General features: G+C 63.0%; 25 protein-coding genes. 6 read left to right on the top strand and 19 right to left on the bottom strand.

From position 1 onward, the window contains the following. Positions 1–61 precede the first annotated feature (61 nt). The 3 genes from ACFQX9_RS09305 to ACFQX9_RS09295 form a co-directional block, all read right to left on the bottom strand. The gene (locus ACFQX9_RS09305; protein WP_018453169.1) at positions 62–1384 is read right to left on the bottom strand and encodes an MFS family transporter; all 1323 of its coding nucleotides are present in this window, start codon (positions 1382–1384) and stop codon (positions 62–64) included. A gap of 4 nt (positions 1385–1388) precedes the next feature. Further along, positions 1389–2426 carry an isocitrate/isopropylmalate dehydrogenase family protein gene (locus ACFQX9_RS09300; RefSeq protein ID WP_085350786.1) on the bottom strand — a complete coding sequence of 346 codons (1038 nt, stop codon included), beginning with the start codon at positions 2424–2426 and terminating at the stop codon, positions 1389–1391. 62 nt (positions 2427–2488) lie between these two features. Beyond that, positions 2489–3808 carry an MFS transporter gene (locus ACFQX9_RS09295; RefSeq protein ID WP_377787942.1) on the bottom strand — a complete coding sequence of 440 codons (1320 nt, stop codon included), beginning with the start codon at positions 3806–3808 and terminating at the stop codon, positions 2489–2491. 36 nt (positions 3809–3844) lie between these two features. Here ACFQX9_RS09295 and ACFQX9_RS09290 point away from each other — a divergent pair, with 36 nt between their 5' ends. Continuing rightward, positions 3845–4024 carry a hypothetical protein gene (locus ACFQX9_RS09290; RefSeq protein WP_143273402.1) on the top strand — a complete coding sequence of 60 codons (180 nt, stop codon included), beginning with the start codon at positions 3845–3847 and terminating at the stop codon, positions 4022–4024. Positions 4025–4144: 120 nt separating this feature from the next. On the opposite strand, the gene ACFQX9_RS09285 is transcribed toward ACFQX9_RS09290, so the two are convergent. The 5 genes from ACFQX9_RS09285 to ACFQX9_RS09265 all read right to left on the bottom strand — a co-directional run bounded on the left by ACFQX9_RS09285 (position 4145) and on the right by ACFQX9_RS09265 (position 9867). Further along, positions 4145–4942, bottom strand: a complete 798-nt coding sequence (locus ACFQX9_RS09285) for a substrate-binding domain-containing protein (RefSeq protein WP_085350788.1) — start codon at positions 4940–4942, stop codon at positions 4145–4147. Positions 4943–5019: 77 nt separating this feature from the next. Further along, a complete protein-coding gene (locus tag ACFQX9_RS09280; RefSeq protein ID WP_377787938.1) occupies positions 5020–6348 on the bottom strand; it encodes an MFS transporter in 1329 nt (442 codons plus the stop codon). A gap of 271 nt (positions 6349–6619) precedes the next feature. Then, positions 6620–7696, bottom strand: a complete 1077-nt coding sequence (locus ACFQX9_RS09275) for an ABC transporter substrate-binding protein (RefSeq protein ID WP_085350789.1) — start codon at positions 7694–7696, stop codon at positions 6620–6622. Positions 7697–7783: 87 nt separating this feature from the next. Continuing rightward, positions 7784–9205 (bottom strand): sensor histidine kinase, encoded by a 1422-nt coding sequence (locus ACFQX9_RS09270; RefSeq protein ID WP_085350790.1) that lies wholly within the window; start codon positions 9203–9205, stop codon positions 7784–7786. Beyond that, positions 9202–9867 carry a response regulator gene (locus ACFQX9_RS09265; protein ID WP_377787934.1) on the bottom strand — a complete coding sequence of 222 codons (666 nt, stop codon included), beginning with the start codon at positions 9865–9867 and terminating at the stop codon, positions 9202–9204. Before ACFQX9_RS09265 ends, ACFQX9_RS09270 begins: the two co-directional genes overlap by 4 nt. Positions 9868–10103: 236 nt before the next feature. Here ACFQX9_RS09265 and ACFQX9_RS09260 point away from each other — a divergent pair, with 236 nt between their 5' ends. Next, on the top strand, positions 10104–10337 hold the full coding sequence (locus ACFQX9_RS09260) for a hypothetical protein (protein WP_026232472.1): 234 nt from the start codon (positions 10104–10106) through the stop codon (positions 10335–10337). Between the two features lie 65 nt (positions 10338–10402). Here ACFQX9_RS09260 and ACFQX9_RS09255 read toward each other — a convergent pair whose 3' ends face one another. Further along, on the bottom strand, positions 10403–12235 hold the full coding sequence (locus tag ACFQX9_RS09255) for a caspase family protein (protein WP_377787930.1): 1833 nt from the start codon (positions 12233–12235) through the stop codon (positions 10403–10405). Between the two features lie 405 nt (positions 12236–12640). On the opposite strand from ACFQX9_RS09255, the gene ACFQX9_RS09250 reads away from it, so the two are divergent. Continuing rightward, positions 12641–13324 (top strand): response regulator transcription factor, encoded by a 684-nt coding sequence (locus tag ACFQX9_RS09250; RefSeq protein ID WP_018453158.1) that lies wholly within the window; start codon positions 12641–12643, stop codon positions 13322–13324. Next, entirely contained in the window at positions 13321–15258 is a 1938-nt protein-coding gene (locus tag ACFQX9_RS09245) for an ATP-binding protein (RefSeq protein ID WP_377787927.1), read from the top strand. The genes ACFQX9_RS09250 and ACFQX9_RS09245 overlap by 4 nt, the downstream gene beginning before the upstream one ends. A gap of 115 nt (positions 15259–15373) precedes the next feature. On the opposite strand, the gene ACFQX9_RS09240 is transcribed toward ACFQX9_RS09245, so the two are convergent. Beyond that, positions 15374–15655, bottom strand: coding sequence for a hypothetical protein (locus tag ACFQX9_RS09240; RefSeq protein ID WP_026232471.1), 282 nt, complete (start codon positions 15653–15655; stop codon positions 15374–15376). Positions 15656–15890: 235 nt separating this feature from the next. On the opposite strand from ACFQX9_RS09240, the gene ACFQX9_RS09235 reads away from it, so the two are divergent. Then, positions 15891–16115, top strand: a complete 225-nt coding sequence (locus ACFQX9_RS09235; protein ID WP_085350793.1) for a cysteine rich repeat-containing protein — start codon at positions 15891–15893, stop codon at positions 16113–16115. Between the two features lie 106 nt (positions 16116–16221). Here the strand turns inward: ACFQX9_RS09235 and ACFQX9_RS09230 are convergent, their stop codons facing one another. The 4 genes from ACFQX9_RS09230 to ACFQX9_RS09215 form a co-directional block, all read right to left on the bottom strand. After that, entirely contained in the window at positions 16222–16935 is a 714-nt protein-coding gene (locus ACFQX9_RS09230; protein WP_085350794.1) for a hypothetical protein, read from the bottom strand. Between the two features lie 86 nt (positions 16936–17021). Next, positions 17022–17732, bottom strand: coding sequence for a hypothetical protein (locus tag ACFQX9_RS09225; RefSeq protein ID WP_018453153.1), 711 nt, complete (start codon positions 17730–17732; stop codon positions 17022–17024). 132 nt (positions 17733–17864) lie between these two features. Next, positions 17865–18113: a hypothetical protein gene (locus ACFQX9_RS09220; RefSeq protein WP_018453152.1), complete on the bottom strand. Its 249-nt coding sequence runs from the start codon at positions 18111–18113 to the stop codon at positions 17865–17867. A 138-nt stretch (positions 18114–18251) separates the two neighbouring features. After that, positions 18252–19226, bottom strand: coding sequence for a nitronate monooxygenase family protein (locus ACFQX9_RS09215; protein WP_085350795.1), 975 nt, complete (start codon positions 19224–19226; stop codon positions 18252–18254). A gap of 108 nt (positions 19227–19334) precedes the next feature. On the opposite strand from ACFQX9_RS09215, the gene ACFQX9_RS09210 reads away from it, so the two are divergent. After that, a complete protein-coding gene (locus tag ACFQX9_RS09210; protein ID WP_085350796.1) occupies positions 19335–20897 on the top strand; it encodes an AMP-binding protein in 1563 nt (520 codons plus the stop codon). A gap of 10 nt (positions 20898–20907) precedes the next feature. On the opposite strand, the gene ACFQX9_RS09205 is transcribed toward ACFQX9_RS09210, so the two are convergent. The 5 genes from ACFQX9_RS09205 to ACFQX9_RS09185 all read right to left on the bottom strand — a co-directional run bounded on the left by ACFQX9_RS09205 (position 20908) and on the right by ACFQX9_RS09185 (position 25474). Further along, positions 20908–21681, bottom strand: a complete 774-nt coding sequence (locus tag ACFQX9_RS09205; protein ID WP_085350797.1) for a thioesterase family protein — start codon at positions 21679–21681, stop codon at positions 20908–20910. A gap of 55 nt (positions 21682–21736) precedes the next feature. After that, the gene (locus tag ACFQX9_RS09200; RefSeq protein WP_377787919.1) at positions 21737–22705 is read right to left on the bottom strand and encodes an NAD(P)H-dependent flavin oxidoreductase; all 969 of its coding nucleotides are present in this window, start codon (positions 22703–22705) and stop codon (positions 21737–21739) included. Positions 22706–22855: 150 nt separating this feature from the next. Continuing rightward, on the bottom strand, positions 22856–24256 hold the full coding sequence (locus ACFQX9_RS09195; protein ID WP_377787916.1) for an aspartate ammonia-lyase: 1401 nt from the start codon (positions 24254–24256) through the stop codon (positions 22856–22858). Between the two features lie 30 nt (positions 24257–24286). Continuing rightward, complete coding sequence (locus ACFQX9_RS09190; RefSeq protein WP_018453147.1) at positions 24287–24823, bottom strand: hypothetical protein; 537 nt, start codon at positions 24821–24823, stop codon at positions 24287–24289. 48 nt (positions 24824–24871) lie between these two features. Next, positions 24872–25474, bottom strand: a complete 603-nt coding sequence (locus tag ACFQX9_RS09185; protein ID WP_085385485.1) for a YqaA family protein — start codon at positions 25472–25474, stop codon at positions 24872–24874. Positions 25475–25509 lie beyond the last annotated feature (35 nt).

Below are 25509 nucleotides of genomic sequence, written 5' to 3'. Positions count from 1 at the left end.
CATTCGAATTCAATGCTCTCCGGACGCCGTCGCAGGCATGACGGGGCCGTCGTGTTTCAGTTCAGATCCGGCCATCGCCGTCGAGATAGCCTCGCGTCCGCGTATCCGGCATCCAGAGCGACGCGACCAGGGCGACCAGCGCCATCGCCGCGACGTACCAGAAGAACAGGGTTTCGTATCCGGACGATTTCAGCGACAATGCAACATATTCCGCCGTTCCGCCGAACATCGCATTGGCAATCGCGTAGGGAAGTCCGACGCCTAGGGCGCGCACCTCGGGCGGAAACAGTTCGGCCTTCACGACGCCACTGATCGAGGTATAGAAGCACGCAATCACAAGACCGATCATGATCAGGCCAAAAACGGCGTAGACGTTGGTGGTGCTGGACAATGCCATCAATAGCGGCACCGCAGCGAGGGTAGCGCATGCGCTGAACAGGATCATGTTGTTGCGCCGGCCGATCCTGTCCGATAGCGCCCCGAACACCGGTTGCAGCAGCATGAAGGCGATCAGGGCAGCGGTCATGATCGAGCTGACCGTCTTCGCATCCAGCTTCACGCTGTTGACCAGGAATTTCTGCATGTAGGTCGTAAACGTATAGAAAAATAGCGATCCGCCGATCGTGAATGCGAGAACGATCAGCAGCGCGCGCTTATGATGCCAGAGGCCGGAGAGAGAACCTGCCTCCTTGCGGTGCATGGTCTCCGCCGAGGCCGTCTCCTGCAACGAGCGGCGGAGATACAACGCCACAACGGCCGCGACGGCGCCGAACAGGAAAGGCACCCGCCATCCCCATTCCTTCAGCTCGTCGAGCGACAAGGTTTGCTGCAGAACCACGACAACGAGGAGTGCGAGAAGTTGCCCGCCGATGAGCGTGACATACTGGAATGACGAATAGAACCCGCGGTTGCCCTTGCCGGCAATCTCGCTCATATAAGTTGCCGCCGTTCCATATTCCCCGCCGACCGACAGGCCTTGTGCCATGCGCGCAAACAGTAGGAGCGCCGGCGCCGCGGCACCGATTGTTTGGTACGTGGGGAGCATTCCGATCATCAGCGATCCCGCGCACATCAGCAGCACCGACAGCACCATCGAATTCTTGCGGCCATGCGCATCGGCGATCCAGCCGAACAGCCAGCCACCGAGCGGCCGCATGAAGAACCCTACGGCGAAAATGCCGGCCGTCGCCAGCAACTGGCTGGTCTGGTCGCCAGACGGGAAGAACGCCGCCGCGAAATAGATCGAGGTAAATGCGTAAGCATAGAAGTCGTACCACTCGACCAGATTTCCGGACGACGCAGCCACAATCGCCTTGATACGCGACAGCTTTTGCGCCGTGCTGTCAGCGGGGATTGCCGGGTGCGATGCAGCAACAGCGGTCATTTGCTTACCCTCCCAATCGACGGATGATGCTTTGAGTGAAGTCGCCAGTGGACGCTTTGCCGCCCAGATCGGGCGTGCGAACGCCGTCCTCGCGCAAGACCTGATCAATTGCCGTTCTAAGACGGTTTGCGAGATCAGGCTGATCAATGTGCTCCAGCATCAGCCCGACCGCCAGCAATAAAGCGAGCGGATTGGCGATTCCCTTGCCGGCAATATCCGGTGCCGAGCCGTGCACGGCCTCGAAGATCGCCGCATCCGGACCGATGTTGGCGCCGGGCGCCATGCCGAGGCCGCCGACCAGACCGGCGAGCTGATCCGACAGGATGTCACCGAACAAATTGGTAGTGACGATGACGTCGAACTGCCAGGGATTCATGACGAGCTGCATCGCCGTGGCATCGACGATGCGATCGTCCATCTTGACCCTGCCCTCGTACTTCTTTGCAACCTCGTGACCGACCTCGAGAAAGATGCCGGTCAGCGCCTTCAGCACGTTGGCCTTGTGCACGACGGTCACCTTCTTGCGACCGTTCTTGAGCGCGTAGTCGAATGCGAATTCGATGATCTTGCGCGATCCTTCACGCGTATTGACCCCGGTCGAAATGGCGACCGCGTGCGGATCTTCCCCAATTGGAATATAGTGTTCGAAAGCGACATAGAGCCCGCCGAGGTTCTCGCGCACCAGCACGATATCGATTTCGTCGAATCGTCCTCCGGGAACCATGCTTCGAACCGGCCGCAAATTGGCGTAGAGGCCGAATTCTTCGCGCAGACGAACATTGATCGAGCGGAATCCTCCCCCCACCGGCGTCGTTAGCGGGCCCTTCAGGGCGAGCCGCGTACGTCGGATGCTGTCCAGCGTCGCCTGCGGCAGCGGATCACGGCTTTCCTCGATCGCGGCCAGGCCACCCTGCTGGATGTCCCATTCGAATGGAGAGCCGAGCGCTTCGAGAATGTCGACGGCCGATTTCACGATCTCGGGGCCGATACCATCGCCTGGAATGAGCGTAGCGGGCCGCTTCGATTTGGATTGAGCAGGCATTACTATGTCCTCGAAGATGAGAGCCGCGGGGTTTTGTGAATGTCAGACATGCTGCCTTGCACTCAATGTACGGGGCTTGCGGCGGAGGTGGCGGGTAGAGTTTCCTGCTTGCTGATCCAAAGCACCGCGATGATCCCGGCGATTTGAAGCAAAGCCAGCGGTATCAAGGCCATGGGGAAGCTACCCGTCGCCTCCTTAATGACGCCGAGCAGCCACACCGCGCCAGAAGTGCCGATGTGCGACAGGGTATTGATGCCGGCAATTCCGGCCGCAGCAGTTGCCGGAGAGAGTGTCCCAGTCGCCAGGGCCCAGAATGGTCCCTTGATCGAATAATTACCGATCAAGACCACGCTCAGAATAGCAAGCGTCACGGGCAATGAGCTCGTGAGCATGGTCGCAAGCAGCGCCGTTGCGCATAACGCAAGTGGTATTGCGGTGTTTTGGGCATGGGCGTTCGACCTGTCCGAATATCTTCCCCAAAAGATCATCGCAACGGAGGCGATGCCAAATGGGATGGCATTCAGGAAGCCGGTCTCCATGTTGGACATCCCGAACGATTTCACGATCTGAGGCTGCCACAGCGACAACGCGTTGCTCGTGGCCGAGCTTCCCGCATAGATCAAACCGAGGATGAGCACATATTTGTTGGTCAGAATTTGCCACAGCGACATGTGGCCGACCTGCTTCGCCATCGATCGTTCGGACTGCAGGCGCGCGTCGAGCCAATTGCGCGCCTCCGGCTCGAGCCATTTTGCATCAGCGGGTCTGTTCGGAAGCCCGAAGAACGAGACCAGGCCGAGCAGGACGGCCGGAATGGCTTCAACGATGAAAAGCCATTGCCAACCACGAAGGCCGAGCACGCCATCCATCGCCAGCAAAGCGCCGGATATTGGCGATCCCAAAAAGCTCGATAGCGGTATCGCCACCATGAAAACCGCAACGATCCGTGCGCGATAGGCCGCCGGAAACCAGAAGGTCAGATACAGGATCACACCAGGAAAGAACCCGGCCTCCGCTGCACCCAACAAGAAGCGGCTCAGATAAAAAGTAATCGGCCCTACCGCAAAAGCGGAGAGAATACCGACTATCCCCCATGTGATCATAATGCGCGCGATCCAGATCCGCGCGCCAACTTTCTGCATCGCCAGATTACTGGGGACCTCGAAAAGAATGTAGGCGATATAGAACAGCGCCCCGCCCGCCCCGAAGGCAGCCTGCGTCAGGCCCAGGTCCTTGTTCATTTGCAGGGCCGCAAACCCGGCATTGACGCGGTCAACGTATGAAATGAAATAGCACACCATGAAAAACGGAAGCAGGCGCCATGTAATGCGGCGCATGGTTTCCGCTTCGATCCTCGGTAGCGGCGCGGAATTCGTTGGCATGGCGTCCTCGTTTCGGGTTGACGGTCAGGCAGCGAGTTGGCGCAGGACGTATTGAAAAATTCCGCCGTTGCGGAAATATTCGAGCTCGTCGAGCGCATCGATGCGGCAGGTCAAGGGTATGATGGCCTTATTCGCACCATCGGACTCGCGGATCTCGATCGCGAGCTTCTGGAGATGCTGGGAAGGCCATTCTTTTCCGCTGCGGCAAGCGAATAGTAGGCGTAGCTCTTTGCACCGACGACAAGTGTCTGGCGTGCGCCGAAGCTGTTGAGATACTGCTTCATTATCAAGTCCCCCTTCGCTGGAATCGTCCGCCTCGCGCAGATCTGAAGCGGTCTATTTCTCCGATGCTGCAAAGGGATCGAGACCCGCTTTTTTCAGGGCCGGAGCAGCAGCAGCTGAAGCGAGGAAGGCAATCAGAGCCCGTCCGGCTTCCGGCTGACTGGCACCGGAGGTTATGCCTGCAGAAAAGATCGTGATTTTCTGGACGTCTGGCGGGAGCGGCCCGACAAGGTCGGCTCCAGCGATCGGCAGAAGTTCACTGATCTGTTGAAAGCCGAGTTCGGCGTCACCTCGTGCAACAACACTCGCGACCGGCTCCGCCGGAATCATTTTGGCCTTGTCCTTCATCTCGGCGGCGATCCCGAGACGCTTGAACAGCTCGGTGCCCACATAGACGCCGCTGGCGCTGTCGGAGTATGCAACTGACTTCGCGTTCAACAGTGCCTGCTTCAATGCGTCAGGAGTACCGATATCAGGCTTTGGCGTTCCGGCGCGTACCGCGATCCCGATCGGCGAGCGTACCAGGTCGACGCGGCTGGTTCTGACCGCCCTGCCCTGCTCGATCATCTCGCCAAGCGCGTCGCCGACCATGATGAGCACGTCCGCCGCCTCGCCGCGTGCCAGTCGCACGGGGATGGCGTTCTCCGTCGTTCCCATCGAGGGGCCATAGGCCGTGACGACCGTATTTCCCGTCGCGCGTTCAAATTGCGGTACGAGCTCCTTATAAGGCGTCGCCAAGCCTCCCGATATCATGACCCTGACTTCGGACGCCTTGGCGATTCCAGCCGCGGCCGCCAAGACAATCAGCAAGCTTAGCGCAACTAGCCTGCGCACGACGATCGTCACGCTCATCGGCAATTTCCTTCGATGCAATTATTCGAGGACTGTGCTTGCTCGATGACGGTCGACGTCATCGAGCACTTTGGTGGTCACGTCCCTATCACCGTCTCGACCGAATTGGCGCCGGATAGCGCGCGTCGTTGTTGCGGCCTGTAAACGAGGTACGTCCCGGCCAGACCACAGAGCGCTGCCGCGCTCATCCAATATCCCGGCGACGCATTGTCACCAGTGGCAGCGATCAGCCAGGTGCAGATCGCTGCCGTAAACCCGCCGAACGTCGTTGCCAGACTATATGCGAGGGAGAATCCCGACGTTCGTACACCCACCGGCATGACTTCGGTCAATGCGACGATCATCGCGCCGTTGTAGCTGGCGTAGATGAAAGACAACCAAAGTAGGACCGTCAGCATCTTCGGGAACGTCGGGCCTGCGGCCAACCAGGAAAGCGCGGGATATGCAGTCAGAAATGCCAAAGTCGAAAAGGCGATGAGGATCGGCCGACGACCAATCCGATCGGACAACGAGCCCATGATGGGAAGCCAGATGAAGTTCGATATTCCCACGCAAATCGTCACGATCAGGCCATCGGCCGCGGTCAGCTTGAGGACCGATTTGCCGAATGTCGGCGTGTAGACGGTAATGAGGTAGAACGACACCGTGGTCATGATCACCATCATCATCCCGGCAAGCACAATGCTCCAGTTTGCGAGGATGGAGCGATAGATCTCGCGGGGTGTCGGATGATGCTTCCGCGCCAGGAATTCATCGGTTTCCTGCAGCGAGCGTCGAATGAAGAATACGAAAGGAACGATCAGGCAGCCGATGAAGAACGGAATACGCCAGCCCCAATCGTCAAGCTGCGCCGGTGCAAGCCATGCATTGAGAGCGAAACCCAGCGAGGCCGAGACGATGATCGCGACCTGTTGACTTGCCGATTGCCAGCTGGCGTAAAAACCCTTCTTTCCCGGTGTGGCCATTTCCGAGAGATAGACGGAAACCCCACCAAGCTCGACGCCAGCCGAGAAGCCTTGCAGCAGGCGTCCGATCAAGACGAGGATCGGGGCCAATATGCCAATGGTTGCGTAACTTGGCACGAACGCGATGAGCACCGTGCCGGCAGCCATGATCGACAGTGTAACGATCAGGCCTTGGCGCCGGCCGATCCGATCCACGTAGGCGCCGAGAATATCCACGTAGGCGCCGAGGATGATGGCGCCGAGCGGGCGCATCAGAAAGCCTGCGCCAAACGCAACGAAGGTCAGCAGCAGTGACGCGTATTCATTTTCGAGTGGGAAGAATGCCTTGGCGATGTACGACGCGTAGACGCCCGACAGAAAGAAGTCGAACATCTCAAGAAAGTTGCCACTGGTGACGCGGAGCACCATGCCAAGCTTCGACTGTCCGGTGGTAACCGTCATGCCGTCCTCCCTTTTATCGTTTATGTTTTTTTGTCTTGTTCACCCGTCTTGCAGGTGTTGCAAACTTGACCGCGGCCGGATTGACCGATACGCGAGGAGCGATCGTTCAAGCTACGATTGCTGCCTCATCGTATATCAGCTGCCTGTCACCAACCTGTCGCTGCCGCACTCCGCAAGAAAATCGGTTTGAAGACGACGCGCTTGATGAGCCGGCAGATATGGGGGGCTTCTCTCGGATGTTATTCCGTCTGAAATCCAGATCCCTGGATTTCTATCGATCCTGCAACGCGCGGCGCCACTCTTTGAGGAAGCTCGCTCGTTTCGATTGATCGAGATAGGTGAGCAATTCTGCACCAATATGGATCGGCTTGACTGCGCCGCTGCGATCCGCAGGTATCACGCCTTCCGCGCCGAGACCGAGGCGCACAGGACCGACTGACCGGGCCAGGAGAAATTTCTGGCCGCGTTCTGAAAGCAGGTAATCAAGAAACAATTTCGCGGATTCCGGGTGGGGCGCGGTGACGGGTATAAAGGCTATTCGCGACATCAAGGTGATGTAGTCGGCAGGAAACACGATTCCGATAGAGGCATCTTCCTTGGCCCGTTCGATCGCGTAAGACCCTATCATGTTGTAGGCGAGCAGATGTTCGCCGGATGAAATCCGATCAAGCACCGTTCCGGTGGTCGAATAGAGCTTGATACCGGCGCTGCCAAACGCACGGACCAAATCCCACGTTGTCCTGGTGATTCCGGCATCGCGCGTGATGAACAGGAAACCGGTCCCGCTCTGCTCCGGGTCATAGGTTGCGATCTTACCTCGATAGATGTCAGGCTTTCGGCTTAGAAGGCTCTTCAGGTCAGTGCGGGTTCGGGGTACATCGGACTCCGCAACGAGATTCTTGTTATAAACAATGACAATCGGCTCCGCCGTGATGGCATAGGCTTCGTCTTTCCAGATGGCCCAATCCGGGATATGCGCAATTTCCTTCGAGACATAGGGTTGAGCATAGCCGTCATTGACGAGCTTGATCTGCAGATCCATCGCGGAGCTCCAGACAATGTCTCCGGGTGCTGCGCTGGAGGTCGAGGGATCCACGACTTGATTGTAGATATCGTTCGAGTTGATCTTTGTATGGACGATCTCGATGTCCGGATGACTTGCCCGGAAATCGGCAAGCAAGTCGGCGACGTCCGCGTCCTGGGTCGTCGATACGATGTTGAGTTGCTCTCGAGCTCCGGCGATAGCGGATGCTTGCCCTTTGAGAGGGCCGAGCTGCGCCTGCTCCGACATGGCAGGCCACGTCAGCAAGATCCCAACGCACAAGGCCAAGGCTTTGGCAGCCGCCATCGTGACGTTTCCTCGTCCATGAGCCGCTTTGCGGACTTCAGTTTGTTCAGGACCGCAGCCATTCGTACGGCAGCGCACAATCCGGCCTCAACTTGAGCTTTCACCATCACGCTTGGCAAGAGGAAAGCTCACGGAAACCCGCAGACCCCGGCCTTCCGGGCCAGGTGCAAGCACGATTTGGGCCCCGAGACGGTCCGACAAGGCTTTCACGATGGCTAGTCCAAGACCACTGCCTGCAGGGCCGTTCGCCATCGGAATCCGATAAAAACGCTCGAAGACGCGGGCCCGATGGGCCTCCGGAATTCCCGGACCGGTATCCTCGACTTCAATTCGCGCGGTCGTGGCGTCAACAACCGCGCGAACCAGGACCACCCCCCCGGGGCGGTTGTAGCGGATCGCATTGTCGATCAGGTTTGCCAGCAATTCGCCAATCAGGACCGTATTGCCGGCGATGACCGCGGGACAGTCGGATCGATCGAACTGGACGTCGATGTCGTTCGCGAAAGCCTGTGGGGCACGCTCCGACAGGACATTGAAGGCGACCTCATTCAGGTCAACGTTCTCCGCGGCCGGTTGCGCAATGTTCTGCTCGTCGGCCCGTGCCAGTGTCACGAGCTGCCCGAGCAGCCGTTCAAGGCGGTTGATGGCGTTATCGACCTCGTCGAGGGCAGATTGGCCCGCCGGCGTTTCCGACCCCAGGCGTCGCACCAGATCGAGATGCGTCCGCAGTATCGCCAATGGGGTTCGCATCTGATGCGAGGCATCGGCTGTGAATCGGCGCACCAGTCCGATGGCCAGATCCAGCCGCTGTAGCAGGGAATTTACCGCGAGCGCCGGTGCTAAAGCTTCCTGCGGCACCCGGGAAAGGTCGAGCGGACTGAGATTTGGACCGCCCTGAATACCGCGCGCGTCGATTTCTTGCTTGAGTTCGCCAAGCGGCCTCAGGCCTCGATCGACGGCGTACCAGCCGAGGCAAGCGATGAGGCTAATCAACCCGGCCTCGAGCATCGCCAGTCCGATCAGCATTTCACGTTCGACGACGCGGCGCGCCTGCACCGTTTCGGCCACTGCGACGAGGACCAGCCCCGGCCTGCCGTAGACCTGCCGCGCCTGCGCGCCGATACGAACCGTTTTGCCGCGATACGCGCCATCGCGATGGCCGGTTTCGCCAGCCTTCAATCGATCGAAGCCGGATAGTGGAAGATCCTTGTAACCGGTGATCAATTCGCCGAGGTAAGTCACGCTGTAATAGATGCTGTCGTGCGACTGGCTTTCCAGCATGCCGAGCGCAACCTGCGGCAAGTCGACCGTCAGTTCGCCATCTTCCACGCCGACGCGTTCGGCGATGGCGAGAACCGACCCATCGAGCAACCGGTCATGAACTGTCTGCACAACGCGCTGGATCAGCAACATACCGCCGATTCCAAGCACCATCGCCAATACAATGGCGGGCGCCACCAGATTGGTGAGGAGCGTTCGCCTCAACGACGGCCGCCAGGTGGCGATCACTGTACCTCCAGCAGATAGCCTAGCCCGCGGACGGTTCGGATCCGCGGCCCGTCAGGACCGAGTTTCTGGCGAACGCGACCAACGTAGAGTTCCGCCGCGTTCGGCGCTACCGCCTCGTCGAAGCCAAATACCTCCGCGATCAGGCGCTCCTTGGAGACGACTTTGCCGGCGCGGGTCATCAGCACTTCCAGCACGGCAAACTCGCGCCGTCGCAATTCAAGCGGCCGGCCGCTCAGTGTAATCGTGCCCGCGGCGCGGTCGAACGCGAGCGGGCCACAGATCAAGGTTGGATTTGGAAGCCCCTGTCCCCTTCTCACGAGCGCGCGAACGCGGGCATCAAATTCGGCGATATCAAATGGCTTGGAGAGATAATCGTCAGCGCCGAGAGCGAGCCCGCTGACCTTATCGCCGGTCGCGTAACGGGCAGTCAGAATCATGACCGGAACGGTCGACCCGGCTTGCCGTATCTTGTGCAGGACGCCGAAACCCGACACGTTCGGCAAGTTGATGTCCAGAATGATGAGGCTGTAGGGTTCCAGCAAGGCGGTCTGCGCCGCCGAAGCCCCGTCAGACTCGATATCGACGGCGAACCCGGACAGCTTGAGCCGCTCGGCAAGGCCGCGCGCCATGGCGGCATCGTCCTCGACAATCAGAATCCTCACTGAACAAACCCTTGCGTTCGCACCACCCGTGCGCGGGAGACGTCACCGTGAGGCTAGAAGGACAGTATCGAAAGATCAAATCGGAGCTTCCTCGCGGATGTACGGCTCGCATCCTTCGGACACTTCGCCAGGAGAGGGCCGCGTGCTTCCCGGCATCCCCTCCCTCGACGGTTCGACTTTGCCAGGCCAGTCCCCATATCGTGTGGCAACACGTAACGATACAGCGAGCAGCTTTGATGGCCAGGAGACGCGTGACGGAAACGGAAGCCGACGATCTCCCCCGCTATTTCGTCTGGGTGCGCGGTCTTGAGGGCCCCGAACCGCAGAAATGGATGGCGATGGATTTCGGCGTCGGTGACTGGAAACGGCCGCTCGTGCTCGCCTATCTCGAGCTACCTGAGGGCGAGCGACACTTGCCGTTGTCGGCGCTGGCCCGGCGATATCCGCCGCCGCGGGCAGAGGCTTCGTAGAGGGGCCATCCTGGACGGACGCGAGGATCTCGCCACCCCGTCAACCCAGGGCGAGCAACGCCGCATCACTGGCAGTACTGTTTTCCGCCATAGGTATGACATTTGCCGCCCTCGCTGCTGGCCGGAGCAGACGGCGCGCGCGGGCTCGGTTCGTGGCGGGACACCGCCTTTGGTTTCTGGGGCGACGGATCGGGACGCCGCTGGCACACGCCCTGGGCGTCCAGCACGAATTTGTTGTCACAGACGATCTGGACGCAGCGGTCGCCAACCGCCTTTTGCCCCCTCGCACAAACCAGCGGGCAGATGCGATCGGGCCGGGCGCGCACCGCATCGAGCGCGTCGAGGCTTGCGACCTTCACGTCGAATTTCGTACCGGCATATCTGTTGAAGCTGTCGAGCGCCTTTTGCGACGGTGCAGTCCAGGCGCCATCGGCCGCACCGGGATCGCAACCGACACGCTTCAGGTGCGCCTGGAGCAAGCGGGCGATGTCCGCAGGATCCATCGCTGGCACGCTAGTCGGCGCCACGGCGAGAGCAGCAGCGGGCGCGGCGGGCGGGGTCAGAGCGGCAAGCGTAGCCTGGCGCTCCTTCTCGCGCCGGTCTGCCTCGCGCTTCGCCGCCTCGATCTGTTGCTGCGCCTCCAGCGCGGCCTGCTTCATCGCCTGCTCGACCTGAAGGGCCGCGTCCTCCGCCTGCCGGCGCGCCTCCGCAACCTGCCGCCGGGCATCGTCGAGCTCGCGCTTGGCCTGCTCGGCGATGCGTTGGCGCTCCTTCTCCAGATCGCGCCGGGCCTGCTCGGAGATCTGCTGCGTGGCCCGTTCCGTCTCACGCGCCGCCTGCTCCTCGATCTGTTTCCTGAAATCGTCGCTCTTCTGCCGGACCTGCTGCTCAGCCTGCCGCTGTACGGCATCGGCGTTTTCGCTGATTTTTTCTGCGGCCTCGAGCTTGTCGAGCGCCGCATGCGCAAAGTTGGCATAGATGCCGGTGGCATGAACGGCGAGAAAGGAAAGCCAGGCCTGCTTGGTGCCGGCCTGCGCTGCAAGCTCATAATCCCGCCGGGCTCCCGCGTTCGGATCGATCGGCGATGCAACCGGCGGCACCAGCGCCACGGTGTCGCCGCCGAGCGATCCGTAGACGAAGGGCTCCTGCCGCCGCCCCGTGCTCTTGAGCACCTCGTCGCGAACCCGGCCAAGCGTCAGGCGAAGGTCGAGGCCCGATGTCGCCAAATGATTGAGGAGCGCGGTCGCAAACGGGCTGTGCGCACCGTCGCCGTCGCCGGCGACCGCGCCGGCCTTGGCGGCGAACGCAATCAGCGTATCCGCCGTGGCGGGCTCGATCTTGGCGAGGCCGCGGCCCATCGAACGCGTGGCGACACTGCGTGTCATCCGCTCTGCAAACGGATTGTCGCGGCAGGCATCGAGGATGACGAGCCGCAGCCGCTTCGCCGGATTTATCGCCTGGAGAATCCGGTCCAGCGGAACCGCCTCGTCCTCGACGTCGAAATCGCTCTGCAGCCTGGCATCTGCCGGAATCAGGAAATTCGCGCCGTTCACCTCGATGCCGTGACCGGCGTAATAGACCACGGCCATGTCGGAATCCGCGGCAACCGCAGCAAAATCGCGCACCGCCCGCCGCATCTCGATGACGCCGAGATCGCGGCGAAGCTCCACGATATCGAACCCCATCCGCTTGAACACGTCGCTGATGGCGGCGGCGTCGTTGTCAGGATTGGCCAGCCGCGCGACGCTCTGGTAGTTGGACACACCAAGGACCAGCGCCACTCGCTTGTCGGCCTGCGCGGTCGTCGCCGCTGCCAGCATCAGAGCAATCGCCAGCGCAACACGGCCGGCCAGACGCTGCAGGCGTGACATCGGAGCCGGGAGGATCAATCCGACCATGGTGCAGGCTTCAATCCGTCAAGGGCCCTAGGCTGGCTCCGGGATGATTTCGAGGGTCTCCTCCCGTAAGTCAACCCGTCTGTGGCCTATCTCACTTCCCGGTGCCGCCGTGGGCGTCAGGCCAAACCTCCGGCGGCATGACTGCGGCCGACGAAGCTCGACGTGATCAAGGAGCCGTATCAGCAGTTCTACAAGAACAATGCCGGTACCGCGCGCATCTGGTGCAGCGACTGCCGGGCCCGCCCATGCCGCCGGACGAGCCAGTGCGACGAAGCAGTAGGCATCGCGTCGGGAACGCCAGACCGATGCCTTGCGCCCCCATGATTATGGGTGTCGCGGCGCCCGCACCGCGGCTAAACTTGGCCCTGCGCCGCGGGGGACACGCGGTGCAGGACGACGATGATCATGACCGAACAGGGCGAGACGGGTGAAGCCATCACCATCCTCCTCGTCGAGGACGACGCGCCGACCTGCTGGCGGCTCCAGGACGCGCTGGTCAAGGCCGGCTACGAGGTGCGAAGCGCCGGTACGCTGGGAGAGGCTCGTTCGGCGCTGAGCGCGGCTGTGCCGCGCGTGCTGCTCACCGATCTGCGGCTGCCCGACGGCCACGGCGTCGAGCTGATCCGCGAGACAAGGCAACGCTTTCCCGACACCGAGATCATGGTGATCTCGGCGCTCGGCGACGAAGAAAGTGTGATCTCCGCGATCACGGTTGGCGCCACCGGCTATCTCCTGAAGGATGCGTTCCCCACTGATATCGCCACCACCGTGCGCGATCTTGTCGCCGGCCATTCGCCGATCTCGGCCTCGATCGCCCGCTTCATCGTGCGCAGGACGCAAGGTTCCGCGCAGAATGCGGCCGAGCCTCCGCCGGGCCCCGCGCTCAACACCGCAAGGCTCACCCCACGCGAGATCGACATCCTCTGGGGCATTGCCAAAGGTTTCAGCTACGCCGAGATCGCAAGCCATCTCGGCCTGTCCCGGCAGACCGTGCCCGGCCACATCAAGAACATCTATCGCAAGCTCGAAGTGCACACCCGCAGCGAAGCGGTGTTCGAAGCGGTGCAGCAGGGCCTGATCAAGCTGTGAGCGAGATCGTGGCCAAGGCACCGGTCAAACCCGGGCGGCGCCGGCTGCTGGTCTCGCGTCTCGTGCCCTATCTGCTGCTGCAGGCGCTGATAGTGGTCGCGACCGTCCTCGGGCTGCGGCTGCTCCAGCCCAGCGACCCCGACGACTTTGCGCTGAGCGAATTCTCGCTGCGCGAGGACGGCGTGGCACGTCCCGTGACGCTGCCGCATTTCACGTCGTCACGCTATTCCCTGGCCGACCCGCCGCTCTACACCGGCGCCTTCACGTTCCGCCGCGGCGATGTCGCGTCGGGATGGTCGGTATTCCTGCCGCGCTTCAGCAACGCGGTGGAAGTCTCAATCAACGGCGTCGTCATCCTGGATTCCCGACGCGATGCCAACGCCAACCGGCCCGACCGCAACACTCCGCAGATCGGGGCGATCCCGTCCTCGCTGCTGCGCGAGGGCGCGAACGAGATCGCGGTACGGCTGTTGGTTTGGGGACCGCTCAAGGGCTTTCTCGACACCGTCTATGTCGGGCCGGATGCGGCCTTGCGGCCGGCCTACGAGACACGCACGCTGATGTTCGTCACGTTGCCCGTGGTGTTCTCCGCCTGGCAGTCGATCCTCGCCGTCATCCTGGCGATCATGTGGCTGATGCGCCGCCGCGAGCCGGTTTACGGCGTGCTGGCCGTGGCGATGGTACTCGGCGTAGTGCAGGCCTTTGCGCCGCCACCGGTGCCCCCCCTCAACACGTCCCGGCTCGCCGCGGTATTGCTCGCGTCCGCACCGATCGAGAGCGCCCTGGTCGTCGTCTTCGGCGTGCTGTTCTTCGGCTGGCGCTGGCCGCGCTACGGCATGCTGCTGTTCGCGCCGGGGCTCGTCGTGTTCGGCGTCGGACTGATCGCCGGCCCGCCGCTGCCGCGCATTCTGTTTCTCCTGCTTGGCATTCCTACCGTCGGTCTCTGCCTGCTCCTAATGGCCTGCGTCACCGCTGCCGCGGTGGTGCGGCGGCAGGACGCGGCAAGCTTCACGCTCGGCTGCGCGGTGACCATCGTGCTGATCTGCTGGGTCCACGACATGCTGTCGGTGTTCGAGATCGTGACCGACGAGCGCATCTTCCTCTCGCGCCTGTCCTACTCGGCGATGCTGGTCGCGATCGGCGCCGGCTTGACCTGGCGGTTCGCGCGCGCGCTGAACCAGGTCGACAGCTTTGCCGACCAGCTCGTGACGCGCGTACGTGAGGCCGAGGAGCGGCTGAAGGCGAGCTTTGCCCGCGAGGAGGAGCGCGCAAGGGCAGCCGCGCTCGCCAATGAGCGCACGCGGCTGATGCGCGACCTGCATGACGGCCTCGGCGGCCAGCTCATCAGCATCGTGGCACTGTCCGAGCGCGGGCACGAGGGCGCGACCATCACCGACGCTGCCCGTGCGGCGCTGAAGGACCTCCGCCTCGTCATCGACTCCATGGACGACATCGGCGGCGACCTGATGCTCGCACTCGGCTCCTGGCGCGAGCGAGCGACCGCGCAATTGCGACCGCACGACATCGCGCTCGACTGGCACGTGGCCACGCCGCAGGGGCTGCCGCTGCATCCCGAGCTCAGGCCATGGCATGTCATCCAGATCGTGCGCATCCTCGACGAGGCCGTGACCAATGCGGTCAAGCACGCACAGGCCCGCCGCATCGCGGTCACCATCGAGACGGTCGACGAAGGTCAGGGGCCGTTCGGTGTGATCAAGGTCGCGGATGATGGCAAGGGCTTTGCGAACGGTTCTGCGCCGGTCGGCAGCGGCAGAGCCACCGACGCGGGCCAGACCGCGCGGGGGCTTCGCAACATGAGGAGCCGTGCCGCGCGCTGCGGGGCGATGCTCGATCTGAGCTCGGATTCCTCAGGCACGCGCGTGCGGCTGCAATTGCCGCAGATTTTCCCCGACAGCGGTGCCGCCGTCGGCTGAAAAGCCCCCTCTCCGAACGTGTGGGACGCGCGGAGAGAGGGACGGCCGGATGATTTGCCTGCGGAAGACGGGGGTTCGTCCGCAATGCTCCTTCGCCCGAACTCTTTCGTCTTTCTCAGCGCACGCCGACGCGATTGACCGGACCACCGCGATTCATCGGCGTGCCCGCACGCACGCCGACACCGGGCGCACCGACCCCGGGTGTCGCGACCGCGACTGCGGCGGCCGGCGCAGCGACCACTGCCGCTCTCGGCCGCACCACGCAGCCCTTGGGTATGCCGACCGTCTTGCAATAGACCACCGCCTGCGCCGGGCTCGTGCCCAGCGAGACCGTCGCCGCACCTGCCAGCGCCAAAATTGTCAGCCCGGCGCTCAGCGCTCCCGCTCTTTTCGACATCTTGCTCTCCTGCTTCCCGTTCGGCGTCCCGATGCAATCACCGGGTCTCGCGGCCGACGTGCAGCCTGAATGACAAAAGACGGCGCGCTGATACATGCCATGAAAATGGGGGTACGGCGGCGGGACGGGCTGGCCGATGCCATGAACATGGCATGGACCTGCGCCCGGCGCTCGCGAGATGGTCCGGCCCGCTTGATCCCAGGCGGGACCAACGACATTCCCAAGGAGGTGTTTTATGAAGATCTCGGTTCTTGCCGTGCTGCTGCTCGCCGCTACCGCCCAGAACGCCGCTGCGCAATCCGGTCCGACGCCGCAGGAGCAGATGACCTGCCGAAGCGACGCGAACAAATTCTGCGCCGAACATATCGGCAAGCCGCCACAGATGAATGCCTGCCTGCGCGAGAACAAGTCGAAGCTTTCGGACGGCTGCCGCAAGGTCGTGGAGTCACACGGCGGGTGAGTGCTCGCGTCCACAACACAAATCTCGGCGGCGTCAAAGCCGTCAGGCCATAGACGTCGATGCGCCGGTCATAGGTCGGGCGCGCGCACGACGGCGAGGATGGACGCTAATCGTCGTCGCCGAATAGCCTGATCTGCGGAAAGCCGCCGCGCGGCCTGCTCGGGACCTCGCGCGCATCGGCATCTTCGCGGATGTTGCGCGCGACGTCGTCCCAATCGGTGCGGTCGCGCATCCCACGCGGCTCGCGGAAATCGTAGTGGCGGCGCTCGGCCCAGCGCTCACGGCGCTCCGTCCGGCGCCGTTCAGACGTGGCGCGCTTGACGTCAGAATCCCTGGCCTTGGCATAGGCGTTGTCGGATGAGGATGACGGCTCTGTCGATGCTTGCCGCTCGGCAGGCTTTGCGACTTGCGGAGGCGACGCCGGTGGCGGTTTCGGGGGCTCCACCGCTGCCGCCTGCGAAGGCTGTTGCGCTGGCTGTTCAGCGTTGGCTTGAGTGGTCTGCGTGTCGGGCTTCACCGCTTCGGACTTTGCCTCAGGCTTGGACTCGGCCTTGGCGTCGGATTTGGCTTCGGCCTGCGCTGGCGCGGCGACCATGGCGCCGAAGGCTTGCGAGCCGGTGAGATATTGCAGCCGCTCGGATGGCGCTTCCGTCGTGGCGGGCTTGGCGTCAGCGCGCTGCGCGATCTTGCTGGTATCAGGCCCCTGCTTGGGCGAGACCGGATTCATGATATTGCCGGCGACAATGCCGCCGCCGAGACCAATGGCGATGGCTGCGACGATGGTTCCTGCACCGACGAAATAGGCTGTCGAGGCGCGCATTGGTCCACTCCCTCTTTGGAGCGGGCAACGCTTGTCAATTGCAGGATGTTCCCGATATAGCCGCAGTTCCGGAAGGAACTTGCGCGTCAGATCTGCTGCGCCACCTTCTCGAGCCCAATGATGCGGGCGAGCTTGCGCACTTCCTCTTTCTGGTCGTCACGCAGCTGGAACAGCAGCGGCATCGCGGCCGACTTCAACTGCTGGACCTCGTCGCAATTGGGATCGATCGGCACGCCCTGCACGTTCGGATTGGACAGCTTGTTTGCCGAGATCTTGCGGACAACGTTGCGCAGCGCGGTCTCGACCGACGGCCAGTAATATTCCTGCGACGACGACAACTTCAGACGGTCCCTGATGCCCGCAATCTGTACGTCGGACAACAGCGAATAGGATTTCTGCGGCTGCGGCTTGGCGACGACCTTCGGCTTGGCCGGGACTTCGACGGCAGGAATCTCTGCAGCGGCCGGAGCCTCGTTCACGCTCGCCTTGGGCATCGGGAAATCGGATGGCGTGGCGGCGGCAAACGCCTGACGCAGCGGCTCGGTCAGCACGGGCATTTGCGAGAGCTTGTCCGCCGGAACCTGAACCGGGTCGATGGCGGCCGAGGCTAGCGCCAGCGTCGGAACCAGACGGTCGGCCTTGGCGGCCCGATTGGTTGCAAGCAGCTTGGGCGCCGGCGCCTGCGTGATCATTTCGGCGCTGACGCTGGGCACGCTGTCGCGGCCGAGAATGGCGGTGGTGGCGGCGCCGAGGACGAGGAAGCAGGTCAGCACGACGATGGTGATGGCTTTCGACAAACGTCTCTCCGCAACCGGCTTCAAGTCCACGTGATCACTGCCCGCAAACTGGGCGAAAATTAAGGCTTAACCGTGCCATCGCGGCGGCAATCGCGCGGACTGCGGCGACATCATCTGGAAAGGTCAACAAAATCAAGCAGCTAGCGCCAGATCGTAAGCGTCCTGGATGTCGGCCACGATCTCCGAGGCCTCCCAGACTCCACGCGGCTCGACCGATTGCAGCGCCACCGTCCAATTGCCGCCCCGGCGGGTGCGGGGGACGCTGACGATGTCGAAGCGAACATTGCGGCACAGCGGGTGGCGGGCCAGCGCATGGGCCACGCGAACGCGAATTTCGTCCAGCGAAGCCGCCGTCTTGGCGTTGAGAAAGTCGAAGTCCATCGCCTGTCCCTCTCGGTCCTGATTGGCGCCTGAGGGGATTCTGGGCGATCGATGGTTAATCTGCCGTTAAGTGACCGCTTCTAAGGAGCGCTCGATTAACTGTGATGGAGGCGACGGGCCCTGTCGGTCTCCGGGTTTTTACGGGGAGAGGCGGCCACCCGCCTCTCGATACTCCGCGACCGTCCGCGCGACGAGATCGTTGGCCTCCATCACTTCGGTTACACCCGATATCGAATGCCCGCCGCTCCAGATATCGCGCCAGCGCTCGGGGCGGCTCTCGCGCGCGTTGACGTCGATGTCCTTGCCGACGTCGATTGCACCGCGCGCCGGCAGATCGTCGGGGTCGAGACCGGCTGCCAGGATCGACGGCTTGAGCATGCTGGTCTGCAGGCCCGTGAACGCGGTGGTCAGCAAGATGTCGTCCGCGCTGCCGTCGACCAGCATTTGCTTGTGACGCTCATCCGCCATGCTCTCCCGCGTCGCGATGAACTTCGTACCCATGTAGCCGAGATCGCAGCCGAGCACTTCGGCCGCGCGCAATGCGTGGCCGTCGCTGATGCCCCCCGCGAGCACGATGATGCCATCGTAGAACGCACGCACCGCGCGGACGAAGGCGAACGGGTTGAGCCAGCCGGTTTGCCCGCCCGCGCCGGCGGTAAGCAGCACGAGCCCGTCGGCACCTGCTTCCGCCGCGCGTTCGGCGTGGCGGATCGAGGCAACATCCGCAAGCACCAATGCGCCGACGTCGTGCAGCGGCTTGAGCACCGTCGTGGGCGAGCCGACCGAGGTGATGACGATCTCCGGCCTGTGGTGCAGCAACACGGCGAGATCCTGCTCCAGCCGTGCATTGGAGCGGTGCACGATCAGGTTTGGGCAAAGCGGCGCGGCCTTTCGGCCGGTTTGATCTTCATGCCACCGCAGCCGCGCTTCGATGTCGGTGAGCCATTCATCGAGTTGTTCGGTGCTACGGCAATTCGCGGTGGGGAAGCTGCCGATCACGCCGTTGCGGCAGGCCGCGACCATGAGCTCGACGCCCGAGACCAGAAACATCGGCGCGGCAATCAGCGGCAGGGCGAGACGACCGTGGAAATGTTGCAGCCGATCTGACGTCACGCGTGCCTCCCTCGCGCGGGCTTAGTCGTTCCATCCCGCATTCCCTGTGCTAGCGTCGCGGTAAACATTGGCACGCCGGAAGCCGATGACAAAGCAGCGAGGAAACATATGTCCGATCCGCTCCATGCATCGTCCCCGACTTGCGCGCAGGCGCTGCGGGCGCTGTCGCGCTATCCGGGCCGAACCGCGTTCGCGTGGCCCGGCGGATCGCTGAGCTATCAGGGCACCATCGACCTGATCGGGCACATCCAGGGCGTGTTCATGCGGCTTGGATTGCAGCCCGGCGCGCGGGTCGCCTTCCTCACCGCGAACCGCGCCGACACCTGGTGCGCCGGCGTTGCCGCGCAATTGTCGCGGCTCTGCGTCACCTGGCTGCATCCTTTGGGATCGCCGGGAGACCAGATGTTCCAGCTCGAGGATTCCGAGGCCGAGGTGCTGGTGGTCGATGCGGCCGCCTTCCACGATCGCGGCGGCGAGCTCGCCGCGCAGGCGACCTGGCTCAAGGCGGTGTTCACCACGGGACCGGCCAACTATGGCGTCGATCTCTTGCAGGCGATCGAGATCGAAGGCCATGCCAGCGCGCATTGCCTCGCCCGACCCGACGACCTCTCCACGCTGAATTACACCGGTGGCACCACCGGCAAATCCAAGGGCGCGTTGCGCTACCACCGCGAAAATGCCGGAGCCGCGGCCGCGATCCTCGCCGACTTCGAGATTCCCGATGGCGCGCGCTACCTCGCGGTGGCACCGATCAGCCATGTCGCCGGCACGAAAGTGCTACCGACCTTGATGCGGGGCGGCACCGTGCACATGCTGAAGGGTTTCGATCCCGAGGCGGTGCTGGGGACTATCGCACGCGAGCGCATCAACTTCACGCTGTTCGTGCCGACCATGGTCTATGTGCTGCTCGATCATCCCGCATTGAGCAGGACCGACCTCTCCTCGCTCGAGCTGGTGCTCTACGGCGCCTCCGCGATGTCGCCGAGCCGGCTGGTCGAGGGCATCGAACGGATCGGGCCGGTGTTCTCGCAGCTCTACGGCCAGACCGAATGCTACCCAATCTCGGTGCTGCGCAAGGCGGATCACGATCCCAAAACGCCCGAACTGTTCCTGTCCTGTGGCTTCCCGATCGCGGCGTGCGAGGTCAAGATCCTCGACGACAACGACCAGGAGGTGAAGACGGGCGAGGCCGGCGAAATCTGCGTGCGCGCTCCGCATGCGATGGCGGAGTACTGGAAGCGGCCCGACACCACCGCCGAGACGCTCAAGAACGGCTGGGTGCACACCGGCGACATCGCTCGTAAGGACGATCGCGGCTACATGTTCATCCTCGACCGCAAGAAGGACATGATCGTCTCCGGCGGCTTCAACATCTTTCCGCGGGAAATCGAAGACGTGCTGTCACAGCACGCCGATGTGGCCATGGTTGCGGTCGTCGGCATCCCCGACGAGAAATGGGGCGAGGCCGTGACCGCTGTCGTCGTCCTGCGCGAAGGCGCAAAACCTGACGCCGATGAACTGATCAATCTGGTGAAGACGCGAAAAGGCTCGGCTCATGCACCGAAGCAGATCCAGTTCGTCAAGCAACTCCCGATGACCGGCGTCGGCAAGGTCGACAAGAAGATGCTGCGCGCGAGCTTTTGGAGCGGGCGGGGCCGGATGGTGGGATAGATAAGGTGCCTCACCGCTTCTCGATCACCAGGCTTTGCACGGCTCGGCCGAAATAGCCCTGCCGGTCGGCGAGCCGCGACATCGCAAGCCCGGCACCATCGGGGCCGATCCAGGAATCACCGTCGAGCAGGATCCATTCGCCGACCGGCTGGCGCGCAAAGCTCACGGTGAGGTCAGCGTTGATGTAGGTCCAGGCGCGGAAATCGAGCGACGAGGCGGTGCCGTTGGAAAAATCGGCCGCGACCACGGCGCGCATCGCCTGGGAGAGCGGTTCGCCCGCGATCAGGGGATGGTCGACGCGAAACCAGATCGCGCCGGCGCCGGCTTGCCCGAAGCGGCCGCGCGCAGCGCGCATCGAGACTGAACGTACGAACGGGCTGGTAGCGGCATGACCGTCCTCGAGCAGCGAGTCCTCCGGCGACGGCAGCGTAACCGGCAGCGCCTTGACGTGCTCGGGCAGCGTCAGCGCCTGGCGCTTGATCTTGAGCACGGTGGCGCCGACCACCTGGACGCCGTCGGCGAGCAGCTTGACTCCGCAGAGCTGGATCTTGCGGCCCTCGCGCAAGATCTCGGTCGCGATCGTGAGTGGTGCCACCGGCACCGGGCGCATCAGGTCGATGGTGACGCGCGCGATGTCCATTGCAACTGGCGTCGGAATGCGCTCAGCCGCCCACGTCACCAGCGCGGCCGGCGCCGAACCGTGCTGCATACGCCGGTCCCACGGGCCCGCGGCATCCGGGCTGGTGACGACGCTGTCGCCGTCGACGCGGTAGATGGGGGGCATCGTTTCTCCGTGATGCACATTCGGTGCTGAGCAAAACCTGTCGTCCCGGCGAAGTTCACAACGGCGGATCGACCGCCTCGTCGTATTCCTTCTTGAAGCGCGCGATCATTTCGGCGGCTGGCACGATGCCGTCGATGCTGCCGACGCCCTGGCCCGAACCCCAGATTTCCTTCCAGGCTTTTGGCTTGGCGCGCTCGCCGGAGGCGTCGGTGCCGAAGTTCATCTTGGAGGGATCTGACGTCGGCAGGTTCTCCGGATCCATACCGGCGGCGAGAATCGACGGCTTCAGATAGTTGCCGTGCACGCCGGTGAACAGGTTGGAATAGACGATGTCGTCAGCCGTCGCGCCCGCGATCATCTCCTTGTATTTGTCGACCGCATTGGCTTCCTTGGTGGCGATGAAGGCCGAGCCGATATAGGCAAAGTCGGCGCCGAGTATGCGCGCGGCGCGGATCGCCTTGCCGTTGCCGATCGCGCCCGACAGCGCGATCGGGCCGTCGAACCATTTTCGCGTCTCGGCGACGAACGCCAATGGCGAGATCGTGCCGGCATGGCCGCCGGCGCCCGCGGCGACCAGGATCAGGCCGTCGGCGCCCTTCTCGATCGCCTTGTGCGCAAACTTCTGGTTGATCACATCGTGGAAGACGATGCCGCCCGAGCCGTGCACGGCCTGATTGAGCTCCTCGCGTGCGCCGAGCGAGGAGATAATCATCGGCACCTTGTACTTGGCGCAAAGCTGCATGTCGTGATCGAGCCGGTTGTTCGACTTGTGCACGATCTGGTTGACCGCAAACGGCGCCGACGGCTTGTCGGGATGCGCGCGATCATAGGCCGCGAGCTCTTCGGTGATGCGCGCCAGCCACTCGTCAAGCAGCTCCGGCGGCCGCGCGTTCAGCGACGGAAACGAGCCGACCACGCCCGCCTTGCACTGCGCGATCACGAGATCGGGCACCGAGATGATGAAGAGCGGCGAACCGATCACGGGGATCGACAGGCGTCCCTTGAACAAGGCAGGCATGGACATTGCGAGACGATCCTCTGTTGGCGGTCACATCGAAGTTGGGAGCCATACCAACAAGGCAATCTTTCCACTGTCAAGTATTGCGTTTTAGCGCCGTGGAGGGACGCCGTTACCGCAATTCCAAGCCGCGGAATTCAGCGCGGACCGACGACATCACGCAAGCAAATCCGGATTGATCAGCCGCTCGAACGAGAACATCTCGTCCCATTTCTCCTGGGTCAGCAGCTTGCGCTCGACGACGACGATCTGATGCAGCGACTTGCCGCTCTTGTAGCCCTCGCGCGCGATCTCGGCGCAGTCCTTGTAGCCGAGCAGCGGCTTCAGCACCGTGACGATACCGAGCGAATTCAGCACCATGTTGCGGGTGTGCTCCTCGTTGGCAGTGATGCCGACGACGCAATTCTCACGCAGGCTGTTGACCGCGCGCTCCATGGTGCGGATCGAGAAGAACAGCGCGAACGAGATCACCGGCTCCATCACATTGAGCTGGAGCTGACCCGCGGACGCCGCGAGCGTCACGGTGGTGTCGAGCCCGATCACGAGGAAGCTGGTCTGGTTGACGACCTCGGGGATGACAGGATTGACCTTGCCGGGCATGATCGAGGAGCCCGGCTGAAGCTGCGGCAGGTTGATCTCGTTGAAGCCGGCACGCGGGCCCGAGGCGAGCAGGCGGATGTCGTTGCAGATCTTGGTCAGCTTGCTCGCGGTGCGCTTGAGCACGCCGGAGAGTTGCACATAGGCGCCTGTATCCGACGTCGCCTCCACGAGATCGGCTGCTAGGATGAAGTCGACGCCGGTGAGCGCGCTCAGATGCCGGACCGCGAGCTTGGGATAGCCGTGCGCCGCGGTGACGGAGGTGCCGATCGCGGTGGCGCCGAGATTGATCTCGCGCAGCAGCGCGCGGGCCTCGGAGATTCGATCGACCTCCTCGCCCATGGTGGTGCCCCAGCCGCGGAATTCGGCGCCGAGCGACATCGGCACCGCGTCCTGCAAATGGGTGCGGCCCATCTTCAGCACGCGCTCGAACTCCCTGCCCTTGGCGAAGAACGCCTCCTGGAGCTGACGCAGCGCCGTCATGTAGCTCTCGAGCCGCAGGATCAGCGCCAGCCGAAAGGCGGTCGGATAGGTGTCGTTGGTGGACTGGCCGTAATTGACGTGATCGTTGGGGCTGACGTGCTGGTAGTCGCCCTTGGCAAAGCCGAGCGATTCCAGCGCGAGATTGGCGATCACCTCGTTGGCGTTCATGTTGGTGGAGGTGCCGGCCCCGCCCTGGATGAAGTCGGTGACGAACTGGTCCATCATATCGCCGGCGATGACGCGATCGCAGCCCACGATGATGGCTTCCGCGACTTTGGTGTCCACCGCGCCGAGATCGCGGTTGGCCATGGCGGCGGCCTTCTTGACGTAACCAAGCGCCTTCACGAAGTAAGGCTCCTGGTTCATCGGAATGCCGGTGATGTGGAAGTTCTCCTTCCCGCGGATGGTCTGGACGCCGTAATAGATGTCGTCGGCGATCTCACGCTGTCCGAGGAAGTCCTGCTCCGTGCGGCTCATGGGCGCTCCTTGCTTGCTCGCGCGACGTCCTCAGTTCTGGCACAGCGCGCTGGTGACGAAGGTATCAGTGCGGCAGTCATCCGGTTTGCGTTGCCTGCCCGGGATCAGAACCTTGGCCGAGCACTTTTCCGCGGAGTCGGCATTCAGGCTCTTGCCTTCCGTGTAGCCCTTGCTCTGGCAGAGTTTGTCGGCGGCGAGCTTGCAGTCGGGCGCGCCGTTCGACGAGGCCGGACAGGCCACGCGTCCCGACACCATGGTCGACGGCTTCGCCAGGCGCGACAAATCGTTCATGGTCTCGCTCGGGCTTTTGATCGGCGGCAGGATCGAGGGCAGCTTTTCGAACAGCTTGCCCATTTCGTTGATCAGCCCGGGGTTTTCCTCGTGCGCCGGCGGCGACGAAGGAGCTGTCGAGGGCGCCGGTGCGGCCTGCGGTCCTTGCTCCTGCAAGCCGAGCGCCGGCGGTGCGGATTGCGGCCATCCGGTACCGCCGGCAGCGAGCAGGACCGAAAGCGCCGCAAATGTCAGCGTGCCCAGTCGCAGGACCGGATTGCCGGATCGAAGCATCATGGCGGCAACCGTAGCCGAACGAGGCGCGGTGGCAAAGCGCCTTGGGCGTTAGATCAATTTGATTGCGACGACAAAGCCGAGCACGAGCACCGCGGCGCCGATTGCCACCACCAATCCGAGATGCTTCTCGATCTTGATCCGGATCCAGTCGCCGTAGCGGTTTAGCAGGATCGCCACGATAAAGAAGCGCCCGCCACGCGCCACGATCGAGCACAGGATGAAGAGCCCGAGATTGTAGCCGGCAAAGCCGGACGTGATGGTCACGAGCTTGTAGGGGATCGGCGTGAGGCCCTTGAGCAGGATGATCACGGCGCCCCATTCGGCATAGGAGGCGCGGAAGGCGTCGACCTTGCCGCCGAGGCCATAGACTTCGATCAGCCAATGGCCGACCGAGTCGAAGAGCAGCGCACCGATAGCGTAGCCCAGAAGGCCACCCAGCACCGACGTCGCAGTGCAGATCGCCGCATAGACCCAGGCGCGTTGCGGGCGCGCCAGTGACATCGGGATCAGCATCACGTCCGGCGGGACGGGAAAGAAGGAGCTTTCAGCGAAAGCCACGGCGCCCATGATCCAGAGCGCGTAAGGCTTGTGAGCGGCGTCGATGCACCAGTCGTAAATACGTTTCAGCATGGCGCCGCGATGAAGCACCATGGGACGGATTTGTCCATGCCGAGATGGGACCGATT

The organism is Bradyrhizobium sp. GCM10028915 (genome assembly GCF_042666195.1).
GTDB lineage: Bacteria > Pseudomonadota > Alphaproteobacteria > Rhizobiales > Xanthobacteraceae > Bradyrhizobium > Bradyrhizobium canariense_D.
Note: the sequence above shows the minus strand (reverse complement) of the source record. Positions and strands in the feature narration are given on the sequence as shown.